Source organism: Plantactinospora sp. ZYX-F-223 (genome assembly GCF_039649625.1).
Taxonomy (GTDB): Bacteria; Actinomycetota; Actinomycetes; order Mycobacteriales; family Micromonosporaceae; genus Plantactinospora.
In genome coordinates this window covers 346,609-369,847 of the sequence record NZ_JBDJAV010000001.1, presented here as the reverse complement: position 1 = coordinate 369,847, position 23,239 = coordinate 346,609, and the positions used below count along the sequence as shown (strand labels likewise).

Here is a 23,239-nt window from a genome sequence, read left to right as displayed (position 1 = left end):
TTCGGCAATATCATCCGGGGCTTCGGCTAGGTTTTCCCGCATGACGTTGTTGGACGACGCGGTGGCGGTGCTGGACGAGCAGGGCGTACTGGACCGGCTGGGTCGGCTGATCCAGCAGGTCTACCGGCGCGCGGCGGACCGGCACGAGCCGGAGCTCGGCGACGACGCGATGAGCTTCGGCACCACCGTGTGGCGCAACCTGACCAACCTGGGCAAGGCCGAATTCGACGGCCTCGACGGCATCCGGGTCCGGCTGGAGGACAACTCACTGGAGATCGCCTGCGCCGGTTACGTCGTCCGGCTCTACTCGTTGCAGGGCGGGATCGAGTCGATCCGCTGGGAGGGCAGCGAGGCCCGGCTCGGCGGCGCGGTGGAGAACAGCCGCGACGGGCAGCTCGCCTTCGACGACGAGGGGCAGTTCCCCGAGGTCTTCGCCGAGGTGGTGCCGCCGAAACGGCACATCCGGATCGCGCACACCGGAGACATCGTCACCGGCGAGGCGGTTGCCTACATCGGGCTGCCCCGGGACAACCGGGACAGCGGCTCACCCTGGTTCGAGGTACGCCTCTGGTTCGGCGAGCCGGCCACCACCGGAGCACCGCTGCCGGTGGTCGACGGTGCGGTGCCGCAGCCCCGCACCGACGAACTGCCGATCCCCGAGCTGGACCTGCTGGCCATCCAGCCCGACGACCGGAGCGGCCGGTTCGGCGCGGCATTCGGTCGTCCGGCCGAGCGGTCCGCGTGACGGGCCGGCTCCGACCTCCGGTACCCGCAGCCGCCGCAGCCGCCGCGTTCGCGCCGCACGCTCTCGCCCTGGCCCGGCGGTGGCGGCGGATGCGCAAGAACGAGCTGGCCCGGCAGGTCGGGGTCACGGCCGCGGCGGTCAGCCAGTACGAGCTGGGCCAGGCCCGACCGTCGGCGGCGACGCTGGCCCGGTTGGCCCTGGCGCTCTCGATGCCGGTCGAGTTCTTCGCCGCCGGATTCGCCGTACCGGTCACCTCGGGGCAGGCGCACTTCCGCAGCCTGCGGACGACCAGCCAGGCCGAACGGGATCAGGCGGAGGCGTTCGGCGAGCTCGCCTGGCGGGTGGTGGAGGCGGTCGAACGGCAGCTCCGGCTGCCCCGGCTACGGCTGCCGCACCTGGAACTGGCCGAGCCGACCGGCCCCGACGACGTACGCGCCGCCGCCGTCACCGCCCGGGACGCGTTCGGCCTCGGTGCCGCCCCGGTACCGCACATGGTGCGGCTGCTGGAGTCGGCCGGGGTGATCGTGCTCGCCCTGCCGGACGTCTCCGAGCGGGTCGACGCGTTCTCGCACTGGTACGGCCAGCGGCCGTTCGTCTTCCTCAACCCCGGCAAGGACGACAAGGCCCGGTCCCGGATGGACGCCGCGCACGAGTTGGGCCACCTGCTGATGCACCACGACGCCGAGCCGGGCAGCCAACTGCTGGAGCGGCAGGCCACCGCGTTCGCCTCCGAGTTCCTGGCCCCGAGCGCGGCGCTGCGCGACGAACTGCCGTCCCGGCTCGACTTCGACCGGCTGCACGACCTCAAGCGCCGCTGGGGGATCAGCCTGAAGGCGCTGGTCTACCGGGGGCACGACCTCGGCGTCTACCGGGAGCACACCTACCGGCGCGGGATGGCGCTGCTCGCCCAGTGGGGCTTCCCGGAGCCGGGCGACCTCGGCCCCCGCGAGCAGCCGTCGCTGCTCGGCAAGGCCGTCGAACTCCTCGGCCGGCAGCAGATCACCGTCGACCGGCTGGCCGCCCGGGCCGGACTGCCACCCGGGCTCACCGGTGCCGTGCTGGCCGCCGCCACCGAGCACGTCCCCGAGCTGGACATCGCCGTCACCTGAGGTGACCCGGGCGACCCCGCGCCGTGGGCGTCGACGCCGGTAATTGCGTTGCCGACCTGCCGTTTTGGCAGCATGATCTGAGCCATGACATGGCAGGCATCGCACACCGCACGCCGCCGACGCCGGCGTGCCGGGTCCCTGGCCTGACCGGACAGCATCGCGCGCGATCTCGGCGCGCCGGTCCGGCACCGCCGGACCCGTAGGACCCCGCCCGGGGCCCGACGCCGGGTTCTCGGACAACCCGGTTTCCCGCGGCGGCGCGGGGCGCGGTCACCTCTCTCATCGGGTACGACGCAGGTCGTGCCAGCGCCCGCCCCGCGCCGCCGCACCGCACCCGCACCGACCGGCGGCGGCGGCGATCCTGATCCTTCGGACGTTCGCCAGGTGGGCCTCGACACCGGTTGGTCCCGCCACCCCTCAGGTGAGGACGAGACCGACCAGCCAGACGGCGGTGATGCCGAGCGCCGCGGCCAACTCGACCAGCAGCGCGAGCCCGACCGCCGACAGCGCGTGCCGGGTGGACGGCCAGGCCTGCTTCGCGTCACCGAGCCGGGCCAGTTCGGCGAGCCAGAGCCCGAGTACGAAGCCGAGCACCAGCCCGACCACCGGTACCACGAAGAACCCGACCAGCCCGAGTACGCCCCCGGCGAGCAGGGACATCGTCGGCACCCCGCTGCGCTTCAGGTTCCGCCCCGGCCACAGGTACTTGATGGTGGTGCCGAGCACCGTGATCGCGGTGGCCAGGCCGAGTACCACCCAGCGGCCGAACCCCTCGCCGTCGCCGAAGAACGACCAGACCACCACGCCCAGCCAGCACAGGATCAGCCCGGGAATGATCGGCACGATCACCCCGCAGACGCCGATCACGATCGTCACGCCACACAGCAGGGTCACCACTGACTCGGTCTCGGTCATCAAGAGCCGCCCGAGGAATCCCTGGCTTCAGCCAGGGGAAGGAGAGGGCGGTCAGGCGTGGTGGTGGTTGTCGGCATGGGCGTCGACTCCTCCGTATGGGCGAAACTGTCGGATGCGGCTGAGATGGTTCGAGGTGTGGCCGAGACGGTGCGGTACACCTATCGGTTGCGCCCCGGCGCGACCGTGGAAGCCGCGCTGCTGGCCGGGTGGGGCGGTGTCGCTGGCTGTGGAACGAGGCTGTCCACCAACAGGCACTGATACGCCACAACTCCCCCGGCCTCCAGTCACGGGGAAGCGTTGAGTCCATGCCTCCCAGGGTGCCCTACCCGCACCTTTCACGCCGCATCCACCACCCGGCGTCAGACGGCACCCTCCCGGCGCCGCTGCGCGCGGGCGGCCAGCCACCTGGTGATCTCGCCCTCCGGTGCCGGCGCCGCGAAGTAGCGCCCCTGGGCGGCGTCACAGCCCAGCGCCCGGAGCTGGTCCGCCTGGCCGAGCGTCTCCACCGCCTCGGCGGTGACGGTCAACCCGAGGGCGTGGGCCAGTCGCACCAGCGCGTCGACGATCCGCCCGTCCACCAGGCCCTGCCGGTCGCTGGACCGGATCCCCTCGACGAACGGGCCGGCGAGCTTGAGATTGTGGATCGGCAGCCGGCGCAGGTACGCCAGGTTGGAGTAGCCGGTGCCGAAGTCGTCGATCGCCAGCCGTACCCCGAGGGCGGCCAGCCGGCGCAGCGCGGGCAGCGGCTCGCCGTCGGTGGCCATCACCGCGCTCTCGGTCAGTTCGAGTTGCAGCAGGTCGGCCGGGAGTTCCGTCTGGCGCAACACCTCGGAGACCGTGCCGACGACGCCCGGGTCGCGGGCCTGCCGGGCGGCCAGGTTCACGCTGACCACCAGCCGGGCGTCGGGGAACTCCCGGTGCCACCGGCTGGCCGCCTCGCAGGCCCGGGCCAGCACCCAGCGACCGAGTTCGACGATCAGCCCGGTCTCCTCGGCCAGGCCGATGAACTCGTCCGGGCCGAGCAGCCCCAGCTCCGGGTGCCGCCACCGGACCAGCGCCTCCACCGCGCAGATCGCCTCGTCGGCCAGGGTCACGATCGGCTGGTAGTCGACCATGAACTCGCCCTGGTGCAGCGCCGCCGACATGCCGGCGACCAGGGCCGACCGAGTCTGCTCCCGGGCCCGCCGCGCCGGGTCGTAGCTCACCCACCGGCTCCGGCCCTCGGCCTTGGCCCAGTAGAGGGTGACGTCGGCGGCCTTCATCAGCTCGGCGACCGAGGTGGTGGCGAGCGGCCCGGAGACCACGCCGATGCTGGCCGAGACCGACAGCCGGTGCTCGCCGATCTGCACCGGCTCGGCGACCGCCGCCAGCGCCAGGTCGGCCACCGCCTTGACCGCCCGGCAGCCGGCGTTGTGGTCGATCAGGATCACGAACTCGTCACCGCCCATCCGGGCGACCAGGTGCCCCTGCTCGGCCACGCAGTCGGCAAGTCGCCGGGCCACGGTGACCAGCAGGTTGTCGCCGAGGTCGTGCCCGAGGCTGTCGTTGACCGCCTTGAAGCCGTCGAGGTCGAGGAAGCAGATCCCGACCCGGTCGTCCGGCCCGCCGGTGGCGAAGACCTCGCCGAGCCGGTCGAAGAAGAGGGTACGGTTCGGCAGCCCGGTCAGCGGGTCGTGCGACGCCTGGTAGCGCAGCCGCTGTTGCAGCTCGTGCCGTTCGGTGATGTCCTCCAGCATCGCCACGGTGAACCGGGGCCGCCCGTCGTCGTGCCGGATCAGCGAGACCGCGAGATCGGTCCAGACCGCGCTGCCGTCCTTGCGGTAGTAGCGCTTCTCCACCCGTACGGCGTCCCGCTTGCCCTCGATCAGTTCCTGGTACAGCTCCCACATCCCGGCCGCGTCGTCGGGGTGGAACAGTGCGGCCACGTTGATCTCACGCAGCTCGGCGACGGAATAGCCGAGCAGCTCGGCGAAGGCCCGGTTGACGTCGATGATCTGCCCGTTGACGTCGGCGATGCCGATCCCGATCGCGGCGTCGACGAAGACCGCCCGGAACCGTGCCTCGCTGTCCCGCAGCGCCTGCTCGACCCGGTCCCGGGCCTCCCAGACGGCCTGGGCGATCCGCTCCTGCTGGCTGAGTGTCCGGTGGCGCAGCGCACCGGCGAATCCCGCCGACAGGGCACCCTGGAGGGCGGCGACCCGGGGTGCCGCCGCCGGCTCGGGCAGGGTGGGCAGGACGAGGGCACGGAACCGCTCGCCGAGGGCGCGTACCGACCAGTCCAGCACGCCCGGCTCGGTCAGGTGGGCGTCGACCAGGGCCCGGCCGACGTCGTACCCGGGCTGCGGGGTGAACGGGTCGGCCAGCACCGCCTCGGCGAGCCGTACGGTGTGCGCCAGCAGCAGCCGCTGGTTCTCGGCCGTACTCGTCGCCACGAAGCCGCACCGGATCACCTCCCGCGCCCAGCGTTCCGCGTACCGGTGCGCGCCGGACCGGTCGAACTCGGAGCCGGCGACGGAGACCGGCGGCTCGTCGACCGGCTCCGATCCAGCAACGGAGACCGACGGCTCGTCAACCGACGACACGTCCCCACCGGTTCCGGTGACGGAGGTCGACACCGCTAGCCCGCGCCACGGTCGTGCCGGCCCACACCGCCGAACGCGCCGAGCCGCTCCGGATGCTCCCCCGGGTCGCCGGGTTCGTCGGGCCGCCACAGCGGCATGTGCACCACACCCGGCTCGACCAGGGTGAAGTCGCCGAAGAACGCGGTGATCTCGGCCCGGGAGCGGAGCGTGATCTCGGTCGACGTCCGGGCGGAGAGGCGCTGCGCGTCCAGCATCTCCGGGGGCTGGTCCTCGTAGGTCGAGTGCGAGAGCAGCAGATAGCTGCCGGGCACCGTGGCGGCGCGCAGGGTGGCCAGGATTTCCTGCGGGTCGTCCGGGTCGGGGATGAAGTGCACCACCCCGGCCAGCAGTACGGCGACCGGGCGGCTGAAGTCGATCACGCCCAGCTTCTCGGCCTCGGCCAGGATCCGCTCCGGCTCCCGCAGGTCGGCGTGGATCACCCCGGTGTACTCGTTGCCGGCCAGGATCGACCGGCTGTGCGCCACCGCCACCGGGTCGATGTCGACGTACGCGATCCGGGCGGTCGGGTTGAGCGCCTGGGCCACCTCGTGCACGTTGCCGACGGTGGGAATGCCGGAGCCGATGTCGAGGAACTGGTCGATGCCCTCGCCGACCAGCATCCGTACGCCCCTGCGCAGGAACGCCCGGCCGGCCCGCATCGTCTCGGCCAGGTTCGGTGTCATGCTCGCGATCTGCTCGGCGAGCTGCCGGTCGATCTCGAAGTTGTGCGCGCCGCCGAGGAAGTAGTCGTAGACCCGGGCGGCGCTGGGCCTGGTCAGATCGATGTCCGCGGGTAGCCCGTCCGGAAGTCGCATGTCCGCCTCAGCTCGTCACTCCGGCCCGTGCAGGGGCTGGTCGGCCACGACCTGCACCGGCATGCAGCGCCGACGAACCCGGCGGAGTCGTGGTGATCGACCCACACTTTAGGGCCTGTACAGCGGATCTTCTACCGGCCGTACGGCGGCGGGATAGGTTTGGCCGCATGGCGCAGGCACAGTTCCTCCGGGTGACCGACGTCGATGGCCCGGTCGTCCGACCGGCCGGCCGGTCCCGCCCCCGGACTGGCCACCCGCCCCGTCTCCGTCGCGCCCGGAGGTGACCCGCCCGGAGATGACGGCCGCGCACCGGCCCGCCCTGGCGCTCGCCGCCGCGGTCTGCACCCTGCTCGGCACGGCTGCGGTGGCGCTCGCCGTCTACGCCGGACCGGCCCCGGAACTCAGCTCGTACGTCAGCGAGGCCGGCGCGTCGGACAGTGCGACCGTCTGGGCGTACCGGATCGGCCTGCTGGCCACCGCCGCCGGCCAGGTGTTGCTCGGCGCAGCCCTGCCCGCCGTGTTGCGGCTGGCGACCGGGCTGCTGGTGGCGAGCGCGGTCGGCACGGTGGTCTCGGCCGGGGTGAGCTGCCGGGCCGCCTGCCCGCTGCCACCCTTCGACCGGGTGACCCTGGCCGACCTGGTGCACGGCGGCGCCAGCATCGCGGCGGTGGCCGGCACCGTCTTCGCGATCCTGGCGGTGGCCGGGACGACCGGGGTGGCCCGGCCGCTGCGCCGGATCTCGGTGACCGCCGCCGCGGTCGCGCTGCCGCTGTCGGCGGTCGCCGGGCTCACCCTGCTACTGGTCGGCCGGAGCGTGCTGATGGGCGCGGTGGAGCGGCTGCTCCTGCTCGACCTGGCCGCCTGGGGAGTCGCCATCGCGCTGATCCTCGGGCTGGCCCGGGCACCCGCGACGCTGAACCTTTTTCCACCTGAACCGCGCGGCGCCCACGCACCGCGTCCGAGCTTGCGGTCCGACAGACCGCAAGGGGAGGTTGAGCGTTGAGCAAGGTTCACTGGTCGGCGGGGAGCGAGGCGCGCCGCCGACGAGGCGCCTCAGGCGATGGCTGTAAGGCGCCTCACGAAGATCCATCCTTTCATTACCGGCTCCGGCGTCGTATCGTCTCTTGACGATGACCAATGTCTGGTTCCTGACCGTGCGCCTGTATGTCGATCTTCGGCTACAGGCCAGCGGCTGCTGTTGCGGCTGACGCGTCTCCGCCGACCGCAGTCCGCCAGTCCGGCGTACCCCGGCCACCACAGCGCCGCGCCGGATCCAGACCTAGGGATTCCGTTCATGACTTCCGTGATCTCCACCATTCGCAAAATTCCATTTTCCGTACAGATCCTCGCCGGTCTGGTCCTCGGCATCGCGCTCGGCTATCTGGCCCGGGCAGCCGACATCTCCTGGCTCGGCACCACCCTCGACGAGATCGGCAGCATCTTCGTCCAACTGCTCCGGCTCGCCGTGCCCCCGCTGGTCTTCACCGCCCTGGTGGTCAGCGTGGTCAGCCTGCGCGGGGTGGCGAATGCCGCCCGGCTGGCCCTGAAGACCCTGCTCTGGTTCGGCATCACCGCGCTGATCGCGGTCGCCGTCGGCATCGGGCTGGGCCTGCTGACCAACCCGGGCCGGGGCGTCACCCTGGACGTCGCCGGAGCCAAGGCACCCGAGCGGACCGGCTCGTGGACGGACTTCCTCACCGGCATCATCCCGGAGAACCCGGTCGGGGCGTTCGTCGAGAACAACGTGCTCCAGATCGTCTTCCTGGCCGTGGTCGCCGGGATCGCGTCGCTGCTGGTCGGCGCGGCGGCCGAGCCGTTCGTCAACTTCAACAAGGCACTGCTGGCGATCACCCAGAAGGCGCTCTGGTGGCTGATCCGGCTCGCCCCGATCGGTACCCTCGGCCTGATCGGCCACGCCGTCGAGGCGTACGGGTGGGACCTGCTGGCGCCGCTGGCCAAGTTCACCACCGCGGTCTACGTCGGCTGCGCGATCGTGCTGCTGGTGGTCTACCCGCTGGTGCTGATCGTCGCCGGCAAGCTCAACCCGCTGCGCTTCTACGCCGGCACCTGGCCCGCGATCGAGCTGGCCTTCGTCTCCCGCTCGTCGGTCGGCACCATGCCGGTGACCCAGCGCTCGGTGGAGCGGATCGGCGTGCCGCGCGAGTACGCCTCGTTCGCGGTGCCGTTCGGCGCGACCACCAAGATGGACGGCTGCGCGGCGGTCTACCCGGCGCTCGCCGCGATCTTCGTCGCCCAGGTCTTCGGGGTCAGCCTGAGCCCGCTCGACTACCTGCTGATCGCCTTCGTCTCGGTGGTCGGCTCGGCCGCCACCGCCGGGCTGACCGGGGCGCTGGTGATGCTCACCCTGACCCTGAGCACGCTGGGCCTGCCGCTGGCCGGGGCGGGTCTGCTGCTCGCCATCGACCCGATCCTGGACATGATCCGCACCGCCACCAACGTCGCCGGACAGGCGCTGGTGCCGACCGTGGTCGCGGCCCGGGAAGGCGTACTGGATCGGACCGCGTACGACGCCGCCGGCCGGCGCGAACTGCTGGACGAGGAGCCCTCGGCCGAACCCCCGGCCCGAGACCTCAACCCGGCCCCGCAGCCGGCCTGACGCTAGGTTGACCGTGGTCTTCCGCCACCCCCGCACCGGGGCGGCGGAAGACCACGATCCGTTTCCGGCGCCCGCCCGGGAGCGCGGGGGAAGGGACGAGGATGAGTGTGCTGTTCAGCCCGCTGACGCTGCGTGGTCTGACCCTGCCGAACCGGATCGTGATGTCGCCGATGTGCCAGTACTCGGCGGGGCCGGACGGGCTGCCCACCGACTGGCACCGGATCCACCTCGGATCCCGGGCGGTGGGCGGGGTCGGGCTGGTGATCAGCGAGGCCACCGCGGTCGTACCGGAGGGCCGGATCAGTCCCCGGGACACCGGGCTCTGGTCGGACGCCCACGTCGACGCCTGGCGGCCGGTCACCGCGACCGTCGCCGGAGCCGGTGCGGTGCCGGCCGTGCAGCTCGCACACGCCGGCCGCAAGGCTTCCACGTACTGGCCCTGGTCACCCCGCAACGGCGGGGTGCCGGACGAGGAGGGCGGCTGGACCCCGGTCGGGCCGGGCACCGAGCCGTTCCTGCCGGCGTACCGGACGCCGGCGGCACTGGACCGGGCCGGCATCGCGCGGGTGGTCGAGGCGTTCGGGCGGGCCGCCGCAAGGGCGCTGGGCGCCGGGTTCCGGGCGGTCGAGATCCACGCCGCGCACGGCTACCTGCTGCACGAGTTCCTCTCCCCGCTGGTCAACTTCCGCACCGACCCCTACGGCGGCGACCTGGCCGCCCGGAGCCGGTTCGCCGTGGAGGTGACCCGGACGGTCCGGGCCGCGGTCGGCGACGACGTACCGGTGCTGGTCCGGATCTCGGCCACCGACTGGGTGCCGGGCGGCTGGACCCCGGCCGACAGCGTGCTGCTGGCCAAGCTGCTCGCGGAGGCCGGCGCCGACCTGGTGGACTGCTCGTCCGGCGGCGGCGTGCCGGAGGCCGAGATCCCGCTCGGCCCCGGCTACCAGGTGCCGCTGGCCGCCCAGGTGCGCCGGGATGCCGGGGTGCCGACCGGCGCGGTCGGGCTGATCCGCGAGCCGGAGCACGCCGAGGCGATCGTCGCGACCGGCGACGCCGACCTGGTGCTGCTCGGCCGGGAACTGCTGCGCGACCCGTACTGGCCGCGCCGCGCGGCGGACCGGCTCGGCGCCGCCGTGCACACCCCGGAGCAGTACCTCCGGGCCTGGTGAGCGCTTCGAGGAGGCAGAACAGCGGAGTCAGAACAGCACGGTGGCGAAGGTGCCGACCGAACGGAACCCGCAGCGCTCGTAGACCCGGCGGGCCGGGGCGTTGTAGTCGTTGACGTAGAGACTCACCGTGGGGGCGACCCGGGCCAGCGCGTCCCGGACCACCGCCGCCATCGCGGCGACGCCGATCCCCCGCCCCCGCCAGGCCGGATCGACCCAGACCCCCTGGATCTGCGCGGTGCGCCGGGTGACGACCGCCAGCTCGGCCTTGAAGATCACTTGGCCGTCCACGATCCGGGCGTACGCCCGGCGGGCCCGGACCAGCTCGGCCACCCGCTGCCGGTACGCCCGCCCGCCGTCCTCGGCCAGCGGCGACACCCCCACCTCCTCGGTGTACATCGCCACCGCCGCCGGAAACAGCGCGTCGATCTCGCCCACCCGCACCGGATGCACGTCCGGGTCCGGCGCCACCTGCGGCGCCGCCCCGGTCGCCAGCAGCGGCTGGTTCGGGCGTACGTCCCGGGCCGGTCCCCACCGCCCGGAGAGCCGCTCCCAGAGCCCGAGCACCCCGTCCGCCCGCCCCACGATCGACGAGCAGGTGCGTTCCTCGGCACCGAGCGCCTCGGCGAAGGCGGCGATAGCGGATCGGCCGGCGCAGACCGGGGTGACCTGGCCGCCCAGCCAGCAGACCGATTCGAGCTTGTCCCGGCTGCCGTAGCCGAGCACCCGGCCGTCCGCCCGCCACCAGGACAGGCCGTGCGCGGCGACCCGCTCGGCCACCTGTGCGGCGGCGAAGGGGTCGAGGTCGAGGATCCGCTCCACCGCGCCGCGTTCGGCCTCTCCGAGCTGGCGTACCGGCACCATCAGCACGCCTACCAGCGTGCCAGATCATCGGCCGGGGAACGGGCCGGATCACCGCGCCCGCCCCGGGCGGGTCCGGACACACCGGCCGTTACGCGGACTCCCGGACCACCAGCTCGGTGGGGAGGATGACCGCGGCGTGCGAGTCGCCGGCCAGGTGCCCGAGGAGCAACCGGACCATCTCGGCGCTGATCCGGGCCCACGGCTGCCGGATCGTGGTGAGCCGCGGTACGGAGGTGGTGGCGACCTTGGAGTCGTCGAAGCCGCCGACCGCGACGTCGTCGGGTACCCGCTTGCCGGCCCGGCGCAGCGCGGCGATCGCGCCGGTGGCCATCAGGTCCGAGCTGACGAAGACGGCGTCCAGCTCCGGCACCTGGCGCAGCAGCCGCTCCATCGCCGCCTCGCCGCTGTCGTGGGTGTAGTCGCCGGTCACCACCAGCCGGGGATCGGTCTCGCCGAGCACGTCGTGGTAGCCGGCGAGCCGGTCCACCCCGCCGGAGGTGTCCAGCGGGCCGGTGATGGTGCCGATGGTCCGGTGTCCCCGGGACCGCAGGTAGCTGACCATCTGCCGGGCACCACCCCGGTCGTCGGCGGCGACGTAGCTGACGTCGGAGTCGTGGCCGAGCGGGCGGCCGACGGCGACGAAGGGCAGGCCCCGCTCGTCCAGCTCGTACAGGAGCGGGCTGCCGGCGTGGTTGGAGATCACCAGCGCGCCGTCCACGTGGCCGGCGGTGACGTACCGGCCGACCCGCTTGCGGTCCTCGGAGGTGCCGGCGATCGTCAGCAGCAGCGTGATGTCGTGCTCGGCCAGCTCCTGGGTGCAGCACCGGAGCAGGATGTTGAAGTTCGGGTCCTCGAAGAGCCGGTCCTGCGGCTCGGAGAGGATGAACGCCACCGAGTCCGAGCGCTGGGTGACCAGGCTCCGGGCGTGCTGGTTGAGCACGTACCCGGTCTTGCGGATCGCCCGCCGGACCGCGTCCAGGGCCGGGCCGCTGACGTTGTGCCCGCCGTTGAGCACCCGGGAGACGGTGCCCCGGGAGACCCCGGCCACCGCCGCCACGTCGTCCATGGTCGGGCGGGGCCTCGTCCGGCGGGTACGGCTGCGGTCAGGCGCGGTCACCCTGTCATTGTCCCCGCGCCGGCACCCGGCGGCGGCACCGGACCTTGTGACACAGCTCGCCGTTACCTTCCCCATACGACCGCTACGCCTTGGTCGCCCCGGAGAGCAGGTCGATCCGCCAGTAGCGTTGCAGCGACAGGAAGAGCGCCACCAGCGGGATGATCGACAGCAGCGACCCGGCGATCACCAGCCGGTAGAGCGCCGGCTGGGTGTTGCCCTGGTTGAGCAGCGTGTAGAGGCCCAGCGTCACCGGGAACCGCTCGTCGTTCGCCAGCATGATGAACGGCAGCAGGAAGTTGTTCCAGATCGCCACGAACTGGAGCAGGAAGACGGTGATCAGACCGGGCACCATCATCGGCAGCGCCACCCGGCGGAAGATGCCGAACTCGCTCGCCCCGTCCACCCGGGCCGCCTCGACCACCGAGTCCGGCACCGCCGCCGCCGCGTAGATCCGGGCCAGGTAGATGCCGTACGGGCTGACGATGCTGGGCAGCAGCACCGACCAGTACGTGTCGGTCAGCCCCACCCTGGCCAGCAGCAGATACTGCGGTACGGCCAGCGTGATCCCCGGGACCAGCACCCCGGCCAGCAGCACGTTGAACACCACCGACCGGCCGGGGAACCGGAACTTGGCCAGGGTGTAGCCGCTCAGCCCGGAAACCGCGGCGGAGAGTGCCGCCCCGACTCCGGCGTAGAACAGGGTGTTCAGCATCCACCGCCAGAACAGCCCGTCCCGGTACGTCGACAGGTCGGCCAGGTTGCCGAGCAGCGCGTCGCCGGGGGCGAAGGTGGAGCTGGTGAAGAGGGTGGCCGCGTCCTTGCTGGCGGCGACCAGCACCCAGGCCACCGGCAGCAGGCAGTAGAACGCCCCGATCAGCAGGATCGCGGTCGGCACCAGCCGGGAGAGGCGGCCCTCGCCAGGGCTGCCCGTGCCGGCCCGTGCCGGTGGCGCCGTCCGTCCGGCCGCCGCGGCCCGGGCGGCGGTGACGGTGTCGGTTCCGGCCATCTCACTGCTCCTGTCCGAAGGCCCGCCGCTGCACCAGGCGCAGGAAGCCCAGCGAGAGGAGCAGGGTGATCGCGGCGATCAGCACCGAGGTGGCCGCGGCGGCGTACCGGTCGTCGGTGGCGAAGGCGTCGCGGTAGATCTTCATCAGCGGTGTCCAGGTCGACGAGATCGAGTTGGCCATCGGCGCCAGCGTCATCGGCTCGCTGAACACCTGCAACGTGGCGATCATGGTGAACAGCGTGGTCATCACCAGCGCCGGGGTGAGCAGCGGGATCTTGATCCGGAGCGCGACCTGGATCTCGGAGCAGCCGTCCAGCCGGGCCGACTCGTACAGCTCCGGCGGGATCGCCCGGAGCGCCGTGTAGAGCACGATCATGTTGAAGCCGACGCCGCCCCAGAGCGCGATGTTGACCACCGCGTAGAAGACCGCATCGGTGCCGAGCAGGTCCGGCTCGGGCAGGCCGAACCGGGCCAGCAGGTCGTTCAGCGGGCTGGTCGCCGGCAGGTAGAGGAAGCCCCAGAGCAGGCTGGCGATCACCGCCGGCACCGCGTACGGCAGGAAGATCGCGGTACGGCTGAACCGGGCGAGCCGGGCCCGGGGCCGGTCCAGCAGCAGCGCGAAGAGCAGCGCCAGCCCCAGCATGGTCGGCACCAGCAGGGCGCCGTAGCCGAGCACCCGCAGCGCACCGGACCAGAGTTCGGAGTCGGTGACCGCGGTGCGGTAGTTCTCCAGTCCGGCGAAGACCTCGGTCCGGGAGCCCCGGCCGAGTCCCAGCCCGGAGATCCGGACCTTGCGCAGGCTCAGGTACCCGGCGTACCCGATCGGGGCGAGGAAGAAGGCGAGGAACAGGATCACCGCCGGGGCGAGGAAGACGTACGGGATGCCCGTACGCCTTCCCCGGCGGCGCACCCCGGGGGTGGCCGTTGGCATCGACTCTCCGTTCGGTCGGCCGGTCGCTGACGCCTGCCCGGTGAACCTTTTTCAACCTGGACCGCACGGCGTGTGCGCCCCGACTTCCGCCTGCGGCCACGACGGACCGCGAGGGGAGGTTGAAAAAGGTTCAGTGGTCAGCCGGTGATGGTGAAGCCGTTCTTGCGCATGTCGTCCACGGTCGCGGTCTGCATCGCGTCCACCGCCGCGCCGAACGGCGTCTTTGCGGTGATCGCCTTGCCGAACGCGTCCTGGTAGGTCTCGTAGGTGACGTTGACGTTCGGTCCCCAGGTGACCCCCGCGGCGGTGTCGGCGATCTGCTTGGCCAGCGGATAGAAGTCGGTCTGGTTGGCGAAGAAGTCCGGTGGCGAGCCCAGCGCCGGGCCGGACTGGGCGTCCCGGGCCGCCGGATAGACCGCGCACTCCCGGACCAGCATGGTGGTGGCGGCCGGGTCGGTGTTCAGCCAGGTGGCGAAGCGGACCGCCGCCGTCTTGTGCTTCGAGGCCGCGGTGACCCCGGTGGAGGAGCCACCCCAGTTGCCGGTCCGGTTCTCTCCGGCGCTCCACTGTGGCAGCGGGGCCATCGCCCACTTGCCCTTGGTGGCCGGCGCGTTGCCGACCAGTACGCCGGGGGCCCAGACCGCGCTCGGCCAGGCCAGCAGGGTGCCGTCGTTCAGCGACTTGTTCCACTCCGGGGTGTACATCGGCTTGCCGTCGACCACGCCCTCGCCGACCAGCCCGCCCCAGTAGTCGGCGACCTTCCTGGTGCCGGCGTCGTTGACGGTGACCCGCCAGGACTCGCCGTCGATCCCCCACCAGCTCGCGCCGGCCTGCTGGGCCAGCCCGGCGAACCAGCCCGGGTCGCCCGCCGAGAAGGTGGTGAGGAAGTGCTTCCTGCTCTTGCCGCGCAGCGTACGGGCGGTCTGCGCGAACTCCTCCCAGGTCTTCGGCACGGTCAGCCCGAACTGTCCGAACAGGTCGGCCCGGTAGTAGAGCATCATCGGCGCCGCGTCCTGCGGGATCGCGTAGACCGCGTCGGTGCCGAGGGTCACCTGCCGCCAGGTGCCCTCGGAGAACTTCTCCTTCAGCGGCTTGGCCTGCTCGGCGATGTCGGCCAGCACGTCGTTGCTGACCAGGGTGGGCAACGACTGGTATTCGACCTGGGCGAGATCCGGCGGGTTGCCCGCCTTGGCCGCGGTGAGCAGCTTGGTGACGATGTCCGCGCCGCCGGCCTGCTTGCTGAGCGTCACCTTGGTCTCCGGGTTGTCGGCGTTCCACCGGTCGACCAGCTTCTCCATGTTGGGCGCCCAGGACCAGAAGGTCAGCTCGACCGGCCCGGTCGGCTCCGCCGGGTCGTCGTCCGACGTGGAGGTGCAGGCAGCGACCAGGCTGGCGCCGAGAGCCACCGCCAGGATCTTCGCGCCGAGCGTACGGGTCATCTCAACCTCTCAGTTTCCGTGGTGTCATCGGCTGCTGATCGACCAGAAACAACTGGGAGCGCTCACAGTCTTGAACCCTCGATCGATCATGTCAAGACACGTATTCACACTTGTTCACCTTGTAGATCCGTGTGCAATCATGCGCACTATCCCTGGGAGCGCGCACAGTTCGGAGATCCCGCATGAGTCAGACCCCGCATCTCCTGGTCGCCGCCGAGGACTCCGCCGGTCGGGCCGGGCCGCTGCCCCGGCTGGCCCGCCTGGCGTACGGCGGCGACTACAACCCCGAGCAGTGGCCGGAATCCGTCTGGGCCGAGGACGTCGAGTTGATGCGGGTCGCGGGGGTGAACCTGGTCAGCGTCGGGATCTTCGCCTGGGCCCTGCTGGAACCGGCCGAGGGGCAGTTCGAGTTCGGCTGGTTCGACCGGCTGCTCGACCTGCTGCACGACGGCGGGATCGGCGTCGACCTGGCCACCCCGACCGCCGTACCGCCGGCCTGGTTCCGCCGGCGACATCCCGAGGCCCGGCTCGTCGACCGGCACGGCGTACCACTGGGCGGGGGCGCGCGGCAGTCGTTCTGCCCCAGCTCACCCGCGTACGCCGAAGCCAGCGCGCGGATCACCGAGCAGCTCGCCCGCCGCTACGCCGACCACCCGGCGCTGGTGCTCTGGCACTCGCACAACGAGTACGGCGGCGCCAACGCGCTCTGCTACTGCGCCACCTCGGCCGAGGCGTTCCGGGACTGGCTGCGCGACCGGCACGGTGACGACCTGGACCGGCTCAACGCGGCCTGGGGCACCACCTTCTGGGGCCAGCGGTACGCCGAGTGGGCCGAGATCGAGCCGCCGTTGGCCGCACCGACCTCGGTCAACCCGACCCAGCAGCTCGACTTCCTGCGCTTCTCCTCCGACGCGCACCTGGACAACTTCCGGCGGGAGCGGGACATCCTGCACCGGCTCTCCCCCGGCGTGCCGGTGACCACCAACTTCATGATCGCCAACTGCAAGACGATCGACTACTGGCGCTGGGCGGCCGAGGTGGACGTGGTCTCCAACGACCACTACCTGCGGGCCGAGGAGCCGGACAACCACATCGAGCTGGCGATGTGCGCCGACCTGACCCGGGCGGTCGCCGGTGGTCGGCCCTGGCTGCTGATGGAGCACGCCACCTCGGCGGTGAACTGGCAGCCCCGCAACATCGCCAAGCGTCCCGGCGAACTGCGCCGCAACAGCCTGTCCCACCTGGCCCGGGGCGCCGAGTCGGCGCTCTTCTTCCAGTGGCGGGCGTCCCGGTTCGGCGCCGAGAAGTTCCACAGCGCGATGCTGCCGCACGGCGGTACCGGCACCCGGATCTGGCGCGAGGTGGTGGCGCTCGGCGCCGACCTGCCCAGCCTCGAACCGCTCCGCGGCACCCGGGTGGTCGCCGACGTGGCGATGCTGTGGGACTGGGAGTCCTGGTGGGCCGTGGAGCTGGACTGGCGGCCCTCGGTCGACCTGGACTACCGGGAGCGGATGGCGGCCTACTACGAGCGGCTCTGGCGGGACCGGCTCACCGTGGACTTCGCCCACCCGGAGCAGGCCCTGGACGGCTACCGGCTGGTCGTCGTACCGAGCCTCTATCTGACCACGCCGGCCGCGGCCGAGAACCTGCGCCGGTACGTCGCGGGCGGCGGGACGCTGCTGGTCTCGTACTTCTCCGGGATCGTGGACGCGGACGACGCGATCCATCCCGGCGGGCACCCGGGGGCGCTGCGCGACCTGCTCGGGCTGACCGTGGAGGAGTTCCTCCCGCTGCGCTCGGGTGAGACGGTCCGGCTGGCGGCGATCGACTCCGAGCCGGCCGGGGCGGGAGCGGGCGCGGAGACCACCGGGGATGTCTGGGCCGAGGTGGTGGTGCCGCAGGGCGCCACGCCGGTACTGAGCTATCTGGACGGCCCGGCCGCCGGCGGGCCGGCGGTCACCCGGCACGCCCTCGGCGCCGGCCACGCCTGGTACGTCTCCACCCGGCTCACCGCCGCCGGCCTCGCCCCGGTGCTCCGGGCGGCGTACCGGGACGCCGGTCTGGTCCCGCCGGACGGGGTGCCCGAGGGCGTCGAGCTGGTCCGCCGGGCCGGCGCCGACGGCAGCCGGTTCCTGATCGCGATCAACCACGCCGACCGGGAGGTGGAGTTGGCGGCCACCGGCACCGACCTGCTCGACGGCAGCTTCCAGCAGGGCGTGTGCCGGATACCGGCCGGCGGGGTACGCGCGCTGCGCGCCTGACCGGGTAAGGAGAGCCGGCGGCCCCTTGACATCCATCGACGGCGATGGTTCCGTGAGCGCTCACAACAACCTCTCTCAAACCTCGGACGAGATCGCTTGTTCGTCCAGTTCAGCGAGGGCAGACCGTGACTGTGAGCGCTCCCAACCCGGAACCTGGGCGACCGGTGTCGTCTCGGCGTTTGCCAAGAAGGAACGTCCCATCCCCCTCGACGGAAGGAATCCCCATGAGCGGTCCGTCCCATCCGCTCCGTACGGCAGCCGCCGCTCTCGGCGCCGTACTGCTCGCCGCCGGCCTGGTCGCCGGCCCCGCTCCGAGCCCCGTCCGCGCCGCCGCCGCCATCACCAACCCGGGCTTCGAGTCGTCCGGCGCCGGCCAGAGCCCAGCGGGCTGGTCCGAGTCGTCCAGCTCCGGGCAGCAGAGTGCCAGCTTCACCGAGGCCGGCGGGCGGTCCGGCAACTACCGCCTGTCGCACTGGGCCTCCGGCGCCTACCGGGTCGAGACCTACCAGCAGCTCACCGGGCTCGGCGCCGGGTCGTACACGTTGCGCGCCTGGGTCCGCTCCGGCGGCGGCCAGATCGCGGCGTACCTGGCGCTGCGCAACTGCGGCGGCGCCGAGCAGCGGGTCACCATCCCGACCGCGTCGAGCTGGACCCAGATCTCGGTGACCGCCCAGGTCAGCAGCGGGCAGTGTACCGCCGCGGTGGTCTCCGACGCCCGGGCCGGAAACTGGATAAACGTGGACGACGTCGAGTTCACCGGCGGTGGCACCAATCCGGGGGGCAACATCTCGATCCGCGGTGCCGACATCTCCACCCTGCTCAAGAGCCAGGACCGGGGCGGCGTCTACCGGGACGCCGCCGGCACCCAGCGGGACCCGCTGCAACTGCTCACCAGCAACGGGGTCAACTACGCCCGGCTGAAGGTCTGGGTCAACCCGGCCGACGGCTACAACAACCGGGCCCGGGTGCTGACCATGGCCAGCCGGATCAAGGCGCAGGGGATGCGGCTGCTGGTCGACTTCCACTACTCGGACAGCTGGGCCGACCCAGGCAAGCAGAACAAGCCCGCCGCCTGGAGCGGCTACAGCTTCAGCCAGCTCCGGGACGCGGTCTACAACCACACGTACGACGTGCTGAACGCACTGAAGGCGCAGGGTACGACGGCCGACATGGTGCAGGTCGGCAACGAGATCAACGACGGCATGCTCTGGCCGGACGGGCGCAGTGACAACTGGGCCAACCTGGCCGCCCTGCTCACCGCCGGCAGCAACGCGGTGAAGGCGGTGAACAGCTCGACCCAGGTGATGCTGCACCTGGCCGAGGGCGGGAACAACTCGCAGCACCGGTGGTGGTTCGACCAGGCCACCTCCCGGGGAGTGCCGTTCGACGTGATCGGGGTGTCGCACTACCTCTACTGGCACGGCTCGCTGGCCAGTCTCCAGGCCAACCTCAACGACCTGGCCTCCCGGTACGGCCGGCCGGTGGTGGTCGCCGAGACCGCGTACGGCTTCACCCTGAACGCCGACGACAGCGAGCCGAACATCTTCAACTCCTCGTTGCAGTCCGCCGGCGGCTATCCGGCCACTCCGCAGGGCCAGGCCGACGCGCTGCGGGCGGTCTTCGACGTGGTCCGCTCGGTGCCGAACGGGCGGGGCCTCGGCGTCTTCTACTGGGAGCCCACCTGGACGGCGGTGCCCGGCAACGGCTGGGACCCGACCAACCCGTCCTCGGGCAACGGCTGGGAGAACCAGGCGCTCTTCGACTACGGCGACCGCGCGCTGCCGGGGCTGGCGGTCTTCGGCTCGGTGTGACGCGAGGCACACCGGCCCGGCCGGGCGCGGTGTGCACACCTGTGGCGGCTCCCGCCCGGACCACCGGGCGGGAGCCGCCGTCGCCGGCGGACCGCACCGGTTGCGTAAGATAGACGATCGTAAATAAAGCCTGTTACAAGCTGTTAGCGATGGCGAGCGCTAGGGATCGATGTCCTTCGATGTAACCTGGTAGTCGGCGTCCGTTTACCCACCGGCCACCGGATGATATCCAGGAGGACAGGACCCATGCCCCAGCTCGCCCTCTTTGCGGCGGACATCGTCGCAGTGATCCTGCTCGTGTTCGGGCTCTACTTCCCACGCCACCGGCGCCGAGACCTGGTCGCCGCGTACCTCGGCGTCAACATCGGGGTGATGGCGGTGGCGAGTTCGCTCAGCACCAGCAGCGCCGGTACCGGTCTGGGTCTCGGTCTGGCGCTCTTCGGGGTGCTCTCCATCATCCGGCTCCGCTCCACCGAACTCGACCAGCACGAGGTGGCGTACTACTTCTCGGCGCTGGCGCTCGGTATCCTCTCCGCCCTCGGCGGCGGTCCGGCGTGGCAGGTCCCGACCATGATGGCCCTGATCCTCGTGGTGATGTTCGTCGGCGACCACCCCCGGCTGTTCCGCAGCTACCGGCGGCAGAGCATCTTCCTCGACTCGGCCATCACCGACCACGTCACGCTGGTCGCCTATCTCGAACAGAAGCTCGGCGCCCGGGTGCACTCGGCCAGCGTCCAGCGCCTCGACCTGGTCAACGACACCACCCTGGTGGACGTACGGTACTCGCACCCCTCGGTGCGGCAAGCGGTCCGGAACGTCCCGGTGACCACCGGTGGGGTGCCGCGATGACCGTCGCCGTCGACTGTGCCCCGCCCGCGCACCTGAAACCGATCGGACTGGACGAACTCACCGAACGCGCCGCGTTGCAGACCCGGGTGGACCGCAAGTACGTGCTGCCGGTCAGCGAGGCGCGGGCCGTCGTCGCCCAGCTCGACCTGGACACCCTGGCCTTGGAGATCGACGGACGCCGCTGCTTCAACTACCGCTCGATCTACTTCGACACCCCGGAACTGACCAGCTATCTGCTCACCGCCCAGCGCCGGCGCCGCCGGTTCAAGATACGCACCCGGACCTATCTCGACTCGGCGGAGTGCTGGCTCGAGGTCAAGACGCGTGGCCCCAGGGGCAACACCGTGAAGGACCGGCTGCCGTACCGGCCGGACCACGAGCGGAGCCTCTCCCTCGGGCGGCAGTTCGTCGACGACGTACTCGCGAGGGAGTCGATCGAGGTCGGCGGCCGGGTCTTCGCCCCGGTCCTCGTCACGCGATACCGGCGCAGCACGCTCTTCCTCGCCGCCACGGTCAGCCGGGTGACCATCGACACCGAGTTGACCTGGGAGGGCGGCACCGGCCCGCTCCGGCTGCCGGGGCTGGCGGTGGTCGAGACCAAGACCGGTTCGACCGCGTCCTGCGTGGACCGCCTGCTCTGGGCGCGGGGCCACCGGCCGGTCCGGATCTCCAAGTACGCCACCGGGCTGGCCGCGCTCCGGCCGGACCTGCCGTCGGCACCCTGGCGCCGCACCCTGCGCCGGCACTTCGCCTTCACCGGGGCCACCGACGGCCACCGGTCCCATTTCGACGTCGACCGGTCCGGTCTCAGCCTCGTGGCGAGCGCGGTCCCCCCGAACAGCTCTGGAACGGAGTAGGAATGCGCACACTCGGCTACTACCTGGCGGGCGTCCTGGTCGCCGCGGCGATGGGTCCGGCGGCCGGCCCCGCCCCGGGGCGGGGCGACGGGTCCGACCGTCCGGTGTCGGTCGCCCAGGACACGGCGGCGGAGGCCCAGGCGGATCCGACCGGTGACATCACCTTCTCGGTGCCGAGCGGCACCTTCCAGGGCGAGGTCTCGGTCGCGCTGGGCAGCACGGTGAGCGGGGCGGAGGTCCGGTACTCCACCGACGGCCAGCCGCCCGGCGCCAGCTCGCCGGTGTACTCCGGCACGCCGTTGAGGTTCACCCGCACCACGCAGCTCCGGGCCCAGGCGTACCTGAACGGCGCTCCCACCGGTGCACCCGGCACCGCCATGTACGTCGCCCGGGCGGTGAACACCAGCCACGACCTGCCGGTCCTGCTGTTGGACGCGTACGGGGCCGGCGCTCCGGGGCGGGAGTACGTCGACACCGCCGTCATGCAGTTCTCGCCGGTGAACGGGGCGACCTCGCTCTCCGCCGCACCCAGCCTGGTCACCCGGGGCGGCTTCCACCTGCGCGGGAACTCCAGTGCGATGTTCCCGAAGACGCCGTACCGGCTGGAGTTGCGGGACAACGCCGACGACGACGCCGACCTGCCGCTGCTGGGCATGCCGGCCGACTCCGACTGGGTGCTGCGCGGGCCGTACTCCGACAAGGCGCTGATCCGGGACGCCTTCATGCACGGCCTCGGCCAGGACATGGGCCTGCACGCCCCGCGCTTCGCCTTCGCCGAGGTGTACGTGAACACCGACGCGCAGCCGGTGGCGGCGACCGACTACCTCGGGGTCTACCTGATCATGGAGACCATCAAGAACTCGAAGAACCGGCTCGACCTGAAGCAGCTCGACGAGGAGGACGTCACGCTGCCCAAGCTGACCGGCGGATACATCTTCAAGTTCGAGTGGATGGCGGCCGAGGAGCCGACCCTGCCCTGCCAGGGCGCCGACGCGACCTGCTGGCACTACCTGGAGGTGGTCGACCCCGATCCGCTGCAACCGGCGCAGGCCGACTGGCTGCGCCAGCACATCCAGCAGTTCCACGACCTGTTGCGCAGTCCCGGGTTCGCCGATCCGGTGACCGGCTATTCGTCCTTCATCGACGTCGACTCCTTCGTCGACCAGCTCATCATCAACGAGCTGGGCCGGGGCATGGACGCGTACCTGCGCAGCGCGTACTTCCACAAGGACCGGGATGGCAAGATCGTCGCGGGCCCGCTCTGGGACTTCGACCTGACCTTCGGGGTGGGCGGCTTCTTCCAGAACGACCAGATCGCCGGCTGGCAGCACCAGCAGACCCGCAGCCCGAGCGCGAACGACTGGTTCCAGCGGCTGCTCCAGGACCCTGCCTTCGTTAACCGGGTCAAGGCCCGCTGGCAGCAGCTCCGCCAGGGGGTGCTCTCCAACGCCCAGCTCCAGGCCCGGATCGACCGGCTGACCGCCCCGCTGACCGCCGCGGCCCAACGCAACTTCCAGCGCTGGCCGAACCTCAGCACCCGGATGCTCGGCCCGTTCGTCACCCCGACCTCGCCGACCTGGCAGGGACAGGTGCAGTTCATGCGGGACTGGATGTTCCAGCGGGCGGCGTGGCTGGACACCACCGGCGGCTGGGGCTCCGGCGGGCCGACCAACCCGCCGACGACTCCGCCGGCCACCACCAGGCCGCCGACCCCGCCGGCCACCACCCCACCGGCCTCGGGCCGGACGTGTACGGCTGCCTACAGCGTCGTCGGCCAGTGGACCGGCGGATTCCAGGCCAGCGTACGGGTCACCGCCGGCTCGGCGCCGATCACCGGCTGGCGGGTCGACTGGACGTACGCCAACGGCCAGACGGTCAACCAGTCCTGGGAGGCGACCGTCACCAGCAGCGGTACGGCGGTGACGGCGACCAACGCCCCGCACAACGGGACGCTCGGCGCGGGGGCCAGTACCACCTTCGGGTTCCTCGGTACCTGGAACGGCACCAACAGCCTGCCCACCCCCACCTGTACGGCGTCCTGACCGCCCGCTGGCGGCGCCGGCCCTCGGGTCGGCGCCGTCGGCGTGTTGTCGCCGATAGTTTCCCGATATATCGT

The 23,239-nt window shown here is 71.8% G+C and carries 19 protein-coding genes; 11 read left to right on the top strand and 8 right to left on the bottom strand.

What is annotated here, in order from left to right:
- Window positions 1-40: 40 nt before the first annotated feature.
- Window positions 41-745 carry a hypothetical protein gene (locus AAH979_RS01520; RefSeq protein ID WP_346255940.1) on the top strand — a complete coding sequence of 235 codons (705 nt, stop codon included), beginning with the start codon at window positions 41-43 and terminating at the stop codon, window positions 743-745.
- Window positions 742-1,854, top strand: a complete 1,113-nt coding sequence (locus tag AAH979_RS01515; protein ID WP_346255939.1) for an XRE family transcriptional regulator — start codon at window positions 742-744, stop codon at window positions 1,852-1,854. Before AAH979_RS01520 ends, AAH979_RS01515 begins: the two co-directional genes overlap by 4 nt.
- Window positions 1,855-2,271: 417 nt before the next feature.
- Here AAH979_RS01515 and AAH979_RS01510 read toward each other — a convergent pair whose 3' ends face one another.
- On the bottom strand, window positions 2,272-2,769 hold the full coding sequence (locus AAH979_RS01510) for a DUF456 domain-containing protein (protein ID WP_346255938.1): 498 nt from the start codon (window positions 2,767-2,769) through the stop codon (window positions 2,272-2,274).
- A gap of 57 nt (window positions 2,770-2,826) precedes the next feature.
- On the opposite strand from AAH979_RS01510, the gene AAH979_RS01505 reads away from it, so the two are divergent.
- Window positions 2,827-3,027, top strand: coding sequence for a hypothetical protein (locus AAH979_RS01505; RefSeq protein WP_346255937.1), 201 nt, complete (start codon window positions 2,827-2,829; stop codon window positions 3,025-3,027).
- A 101-nt stretch (window positions 3,028-3,128) separates the two neighbouring features.
- Here the strand turns inward: AAH979_RS01505 and AAH979_RS01500 are convergent, their stop codons facing one another.
- On the bottom strand, window positions 3,129-5,351 hold the full coding sequence (locus AAH979_RS01500; RefSeq protein WP_346255936.1) for an EAL domain-containing protein: 2,223 nt from the start codon (window positions 5,349-5,351) through the stop codon (window positions 3,129-3,131).
- Window positions 5,352-5,386: 35 nt separating this feature from the next.
- Complete coding sequence (locus tag AAH979_RS01495) at window positions 5,387-6,205, bottom strand: SAM-dependent methyltransferase (RefSeq protein ID WP_346255935.1); 819 nt, start codon at window positions 6,203-6,205, stop codon at window positions 5,387-5,389.
- A gap of 295 nt (window positions 6,206-6,500) precedes the next feature.
- On the opposite strand from AAH979_RS01495, the gene AAH979_RS01490 reads away from it, so the two are divergent.
- From AAH979_RS01490 to AAH979_RS01480, 3 genes are all read left to right on the top strand, one after another.
- Window positions 6,501-7,208, top strand: a complete 708-nt coding sequence (locus AAH979_RS01490; RefSeq protein WP_346255934.1) for a DUF998 domain-containing protein — start codon at window positions 6,501-6,503, stop codon at window positions 7,206-7,208.
- Window positions 7,209-7,520: 312 nt separating this feature from the next.
- Entirely contained in the window at window positions 7,521-8,822 is a 1,302-nt protein-coding gene (locus AAH979_RS01485; protein ID WP_346256295.1) for a dicarboxylate/amino acid:cation symporter, read from the top strand.
- Window positions 8,823-8,923: 101 nt separating this feature from the next.
- Entirely contained in the window at window positions 8,924-9,991 is a 1,068-nt protein-coding gene (locus AAH979_RS01480; RefSeq protein WP_346255933.1) for an NADH:flavin oxidoreductase/NADH oxidase, read from the top strand.
- Window positions 9,992-10,018: 27 nt separating this feature from the next.
- Here the strand turns inward: AAH979_RS01480 and AAH979_RS01475 are convergent, their stop codons facing one another.
- The 5 genes from AAH979_RS01475 to AAH979_RS01455 all read right to left on the bottom strand — a co-directional run bounded on the left by AAH979_RS01475 (window position 10,019) and on the right by AAH979_RS01455 (window position 15,345).
- Window positions 10,019-10,858: a GNAT family N-acetyltransferase gene (locus AAH979_RS01475; RefSeq protein WP_346255932.1), complete on the bottom strand. Its 840-nt coding sequence runs from the start codon at window positions 10,856-10,858 to the stop codon at window positions 10,019-10,021.
- A gap of 82 nt (window positions 10,859-10,940) precedes the next feature.
- Window positions 10,941-11,969 (bottom strand): LacI family DNA-binding transcriptional regulator, encoded by a 1,029-nt coding sequence (locus AAH979_RS01470; RefSeq protein WP_346255931.1) that lies wholly within the window; start codon window positions 11,967-11,969, stop codon window positions 10,941-10,943.
- A gap of 82 nt (window positions 11,970-12,051) precedes the next feature.
- Window positions 12,052-12,975: a carbohydrate ABC transporter permease gene (locus AAH979_RS01465; RefSeq protein WP_346255930.1), complete on the bottom strand. Its 924-nt coding sequence runs from the start codon at window positions 12,973-12,975 to the stop codon at window positions 12,052-12,054.
- Window position 12,976: 1 nt separating this feature from the next.
- Entirely contained in the window at window positions 12,977-13,906 is a 930-nt protein-coding gene (locus AAH979_RS01460; protein WP_346255929.1) for a sugar ABC transporter permease, read from the bottom strand.
- 137 nt (window positions 13,907-14,043) lie between these two features.
- A complete protein-coding gene (locus AAH979_RS01455; protein ID WP_346255928.1) occupies window positions 14,044-15,345 on the bottom strand; it encodes an extracellular solute-binding protein in 1,302 nt (433 codons plus the stop codon).
- 182 nt (window positions 15,346-15,527) lie between these two features.
- Between AAH979_RS01455 and AAH979_RS01450 the strand changes: the two genes are divergently transcribed.
- The 5 genes from AAH979_RS01450 to AAH979_RS01430 all read left to right on the top strand — a co-directional run bounded on the left by AAH979_RS01450 (window position 15,528) and on the right by AAH979_RS01430 (window position 23,165).
- Window positions 15,528-17,606 (top strand): beta-galactosidase, encoded by a 2,079-nt coding sequence (locus tag AAH979_RS01450; protein ID WP_346255927.1) that lies wholly within the window; start codon window positions 15,528-15,530, stop codon window positions 17,604-17,606.
- 224 nt (window positions 17,607-17,830) lie between these two features.
- Window positions 17,831-19,417 (top strand): arabinogalactan endo-1,4-beta-galactosidase, encoded by a 1,587-nt coding sequence (locus AAH979_RS01445; protein ID WP_346255926.1) that lies wholly within the window; start codon window positions 17,831-17,833, stop codon window positions 19,415-19,417.
- 246 nt (window positions 19,418-19,663) lie between these two features.
- A complete protein-coding gene (locus AAH979_RS01440; protein ID WP_346255925.1) occupies window positions 19,664-20,266 on the top strand; it encodes a DUF4956 domain-containing protein in 603 nt (200 codons plus the stop codon).
- Window positions 20,263-21,123 carry a polyphosphate polymerase domain-containing protein gene (locus AAH979_RS01435; protein ID WP_346255924.1) on the top strand — a complete coding sequence of 287 codons (861 nt, stop codon included), beginning with the start codon at window positions 20,263-20,265 and terminating at the stop codon, window positions 21,121-21,123. Before AAH979_RS01440 ends, AAH979_RS01435 begins: the two co-directional genes overlap by 4 nt.
- A 2-nt stretch (window positions 21,124-21,125) precedes the next feature.
- Window positions 21,126-23,165, top strand: coding sequence for a CotH kinase family protein (locus tag AAH979_RS01430; RefSeq protein WP_346255923.1), 2,040 nt, complete (start codon window positions 21,126-21,128; stop codon window positions 23,163-23,165).
- Window positions 23,166-23,239: the final 74 nt, after the last annotated feature.